The sequence below is a fragment of the Hydrogenobaculum sp. genome (assembly GCF_049967395.1).
Taxonomy (GTDB): Bacteria; Aquificota; Aquificia; order Aquificales; family Aquificaceae; genus Hydrogenobaculum.
The window spans coordinates 1-1237 of record NZ_JBMFST010000115.1; the positions used below are offsets into that span (position 1 = coordinate 1).

The following is a 1237-nucleotide window of genomic DNA, read 5'->3' on the forward strand; positions in this document are numbered from 1 at the left end:
CTTTACAAAAATATTGTGTATATAGAAAGTATGGAAAGTGTTAGTTTTGAGGCTTTTAAAGAAGAGATGATTGTAAAAACCCTTTCACCCATAACCGTTTATAGGACCTTTGAAAACGGTAGAAAATACTATAGATACTACGCTCCTATAGAAAAAGAGTTCGAAGAGCTTATAAAGGAAAATCTAAGAAAAAAATATCACATCATAACCGGTAAAGATATAAAAGAGTTTCCTATAAGCATAAGCCCTATAAATACTAAAAAAGTACTTTTAAAGTATGAAAATTTTCCCATAGAGGCTTACGATGGAACTTTTAAGATAAAAACAGATCCAGAAATGTTTAAGGTAATTTACGATGCTGGCTTTGGAGCTAAAAACTCTCAAGGGTTTGGTATGATAGAGGTGATAGAATGATAGAAAGTGTTTTTAAACTTGGAAAAATGTTTGGAGAAAACGCTGGTAAAAAAGACTACGACTATATAAAAGCTGAAAATGTAATAATAATTGAATTTGATGAAAACGGTGAATTTAGCAAGGTAGATCAGGAAAAATTTACTACGGAAAAGTTATCAAAGTATTTTTATAAAAAAGCAAAGGGTTCAAACCCACCAAGCCTTTCTCCTACTCTAAACCTAAACAAAGAGGTAGGTAAGACGCTTAGAAATCTTAAGACAATCTTGAAGAAGATATTAGATACTTTGGAGGATTTGCAAGACCAAAAAAGTATAACTCTTGTAAGCAATATATTAAAAGCCTTAGACCAAGAAGGCCTGGAAAATGTGATAAAAGAGCGCATGTCAAAAGAAAGCGCTATATTGACAATAAAAGTAGGGGATAAGTATGTGGGCGATATAGATTTTCTTGTTAAGGCTATTTTAACAGCTGCTTCCGATGAAGGGAAAGATAGTAAAAGTGTTGGTGTTTGTGCTTTTTGTCTCCAAGAAAAAGAGATAAGCGGGGACATATCGCCGTTTAAATTTTATACAATAGACAAGCCCGGTTATATAACAGGTGGGTTTAATAAAAAAGAAGCTTACAAAAACTTTCCAATATGTTATGAATGCAAGGATTATATAAAGATTGGAAGAGAGAAGATAGAAAACTTCTTGAAGTTTTCAATATATGGAAACACTTATTATATTATTCCTGATTTTGTAATTGAGGATGAATATGTTAAAAATGAGATTTTAAACATACTATTTAATCAAGATTTCAGAAACATCAAACTAACAGAATC

General features: G+C 31.3%; 2 protein-coding genes. Both read left to right on the forward strand.

Annotation, left to right across the window (positions count from 1 at the left end; all coding sequences use genetic code 11):
- Window positions 1-414 (forward strand): CRISPR-associated endoribonuclease Cas6 (gene cas6 / locus ACP5S8_RS08415; protein WP_461876487.1); only part of this gene is annotated, 414 nt, incomplete at its 5' end.
- A partial coding sequence (locus tag ACP5S8_RS08420) for a TM1802 family CRISPR-associated protein (RefSeq protein WP_461876488.1) occupies window positions 411-1237 on the forward strand: 827 nt, incomplete at its 3' end. The genes cas6 and ACP5S8_RS08420, both read left to right, overlap by 4 nt.